Genomic DNA, 2,808 nt, shown 5'->3' on the forward strand with positions numbered 1-2,808 from the left:
GGCCGAGGGCACCGGCGGCGCGGCGGCCCAGGCCGCCTGATCCCCCCGCACCAGAGCGAGGCGTCTCCCGTGTCGGCACCGCCGTCCGGGGGGCGCCTCAATCGTGCCGGAGGAACACACACCATGGCCTTCACCCCGCGTACCCCCAGGGTCGTCGCCGCACGCCGCCTGCAACGCCGCCGGGACCGCGACGCCACCGGCCGTTTCCTGGCCGAGGGCCCGCAGGCGGTCCGCGAGGCCCTGGCCCGGCCGGGGGTGGTCACCGAGCTGTTCGGTACGCCCGCCGCGCTGGACCGGCACCCGGAGCTGGCCGCGACGGCGGCCCGCGCCGACGTGCCGGTCTCCGAGGTGACCGACGACGCGCTCGCCGCGCTGGCCGAGACCGTCGCCCCGCAGGGGCTGGTCGCCGTCTGCCGGCACCTCGACGTGCCGCTGGAGCAGGCCCTCGCCGGCCGGCCCCGGTTGGTGGCGGTGCTCGCCGAGATCCGCGACCCGGGCAACGCCGGCACGGTGCTGCGCACCGCCGACGCCGCCGGCGCGGGTGCGGTGGTCTTCGCCGGGGACGCGGTCGACCCGTACAACGGCAAGTGTGTGCGGGCCTCGGCCGGCAGCCTCTTCCACGTCGACGTCGTCCGCGCGCCCGACCCGGTCGCGGTGGTCGACGCGCTGCGCGCCGCCGGGCTGTCGATCTTCGCCACCACCGGGTACGGCGACGACGACCTGGACGACCTGACCGACTACGGCCGGCTCGTCGGGCCCACCGCGTGGTTGTTCGGCTCGGAGGCGCACGGCCTGCCCGAGGAGTTGACCGCCGCCGCCGACGCCCGGGTGCGGGTGCCGCTGTACGGGCGCGCGGAGAGCCTCAACCTGGCTGCCGCCGCGGCGGTCTGCCTGTACGCTTCAGCGAGAGCGCAGCGCTGACGGTGACCACCTCCGGCGCGACCGACAGCAGGGGAGAGCATCCGCCCATGAACGCGACACGGCGTTCGTTTAGCCAGCCCGCCGGTGTCGGCGGGCGGCGGGCCTGACCTGCTCCCTGCGCAACTCCTACCGGCGGGCTGCGGCACAGCCGCGCGTCCGTAGACTCGCCTAGCCGCCCCGATGAGGGCTGGCGCCGCCGTGAGGGAGTGCCCGTACGCCATGAGCTACCGCAACGATCCGTACGACCCGAAGCAGGTCGCCCTGCTCGACACGGCCGCCCTGGACGAGGCCGTCGCCGACGCCACGAAGGCGTTCACGGCCGCCGCCGATCCGGACGCGCTGACCGCGCTGCGTTCGGCGCACCTGGGGGACCGGTCGCCGGTCTCCCTCGCGCGCCGCGAGATCGGCGCGCTGCCGCCGGCCGCGAAGTCCGACGCCGGTAAGCGGGTCAACGAGGCCCGCCGGGCGATCGAAGCCGCGTACGCCGACCGCGCCGAGGTGGTGGAGCGCGAGCAGGCCGAGCGGGTGCTGGTCGAGGAGCGGGTGGACGTCACGCTGCCCTTCAACAGGCGTCCGCGCGGCGCCCGGCATCCGCTGAGCGTCCTGATGGAGTCGATCAGCGACCTGTTCGTCGGGATGGGCTACGAGGTTGCCGAGGGGCCCGAGGTCGACCTGGAGTGGGTCAACTTCGACGCGTTGAACATCCCCGCCGACCACCCGGCACGCGGGCTGATGGACACGTTCCACATCGCATCCGCCGATGGCTCCGCGGGCTCGGGCCTTGTTCTACGAACGCACACGTCGACGGTGCAGACCCGCACCATGCTCAGCCGCAAGCCACCGATCTACGTGATCGTGCCCGGCCGCGTCTACCGCACCGACGAGATCGACGCCACGCACAGCCCGGTGTTCCATCAGGCCGAGGGCCTGGTGGTCGACAAGGGCATCACGATGGCGCACCTGCGGGGCACGCTGGACCACTTCGCGCGGGCCATGTTCGGCCCGGAGGCGAAGACCCGGTGGCGGCCGCACTACTTCCCGTTCACCGAGCCGTCGGCGGAGTTCGACGTGTGGTTCCCGGAGCACCGCGACGGCCCGCAGTGGGTCGAGTGGGGTGGCTGCGGGATGGTCAACCCGCGGGTGCTGCGCGCCTGCGGCGTCGACCCGGAGGTCTACTCCGGATTCGCCTTCGGCATGGGCATCGACCGGACCCTGATGGTCCGGCACGGGGTCAGCGACATCCGCCATCTCTTCGAGGGCGACGTGCGGTTCAGCCGCGCGCTCTCCACCGGGGCGTAGGCGATGCGGGTACGAGACACGGGAACGGTGGTCTGAAGTCATGCGAGTTTCTGTCAGCTGGCTGCGGGAGTACGTCGACCTCCCCGCCGACCTGCCCACCGGTGACCTGGAGCAGGCCCTGGTCAACCTCGGCATCGAGGTCGAGTCCGTCGTGGACCTGCGCGAGAGCGTCACCGGCCAGCTCGTCGTCGGCGAGGTGCGCGAGATCGAGGAGCTGACCGGCTTCAAGAAGCCGATCCGCTTCTGCCGGGTCGACGTGGGCGCCGCCAATGGCACCGGCGAGCCGCAGGAGATCGTCTGCGGGGCGCGCAACTTCGCCCCCGGTGACCGGGTGGTGGTGATCCTGCCCGGCGGTGTGCTGCCCGGCGGGTTCGCCATCGGCGCCCGCAAGACGTACGGGCACAACTCGGCCGGCATGATCTGCTCGGCGAAGGAGCTGGGCCTGGGCGACGACCACTCCGGCATCATCGTGCTGCCGCCGGACGTGTCCGCCAAGCCCGGCGACGACGCGCGGCCCGTCGTCGGCCTCGACGACGTCGTTCTCGAGCTGGAGATCACCCCGGACCGGGGGTACGCGCTGAGCCTGCG

Annotated in this window: 2 protein-coding genes and 1 pseudogene; all 3 read left to right on the forward strand. The window is 73.3% G+C overall.

The features are described 5' to 3' along the window. Positions 1-69: 69 nt before the first annotated feature. Entirely contained in the window at positions 70-921 is an 852-nt protein-coding gene (locus AB0J68_RS30420; RefSeq protein ID WP_363942130.1) for an RNA methyltransferase, read from the forward strand. A 219-nt stretch (positions 922-1,140) separates the two neighbouring features. Next, positions 1,141-2,220 carry a phenylalanine--tRNA ligase subunit alpha gene (pheS, locus tag AB0J68_RS30425; protein WP_363942132.1) on the forward strand — a complete coding sequence of 360 codons (1,080 nt, stop codon included), beginning with the start codon at positions 1,141-1,143 and terminating at the stop codon, positions 2,218-2,220. A gap of 40 nt (positions 2,221-2,260) precedes the next feature. After that, positions 2,261-2,808: pseudogene (locus AB0J68_RS30430) on the forward strand (phenylalanine--tRNA ligase subunit beta); the annotation flags it as partial.

This window comes from Micromonospora sp. NPDC049580 (assembly GCF_040675595.1).
Lineage (GTDB): Bacteria > Actinomycetota > Actinomycetes > Mycobacteriales > Micromonosporaceae > Micromonospora.

Excerpts from the sequence above, each read along its gene's own strand:
- pheS (WP_363942132.1), top strand. The coding sequence starts at position 1,141 with ATGAGCTACCGCAACGATCCGTACGACCCGAAGCAGGTCGCCCTGCTC.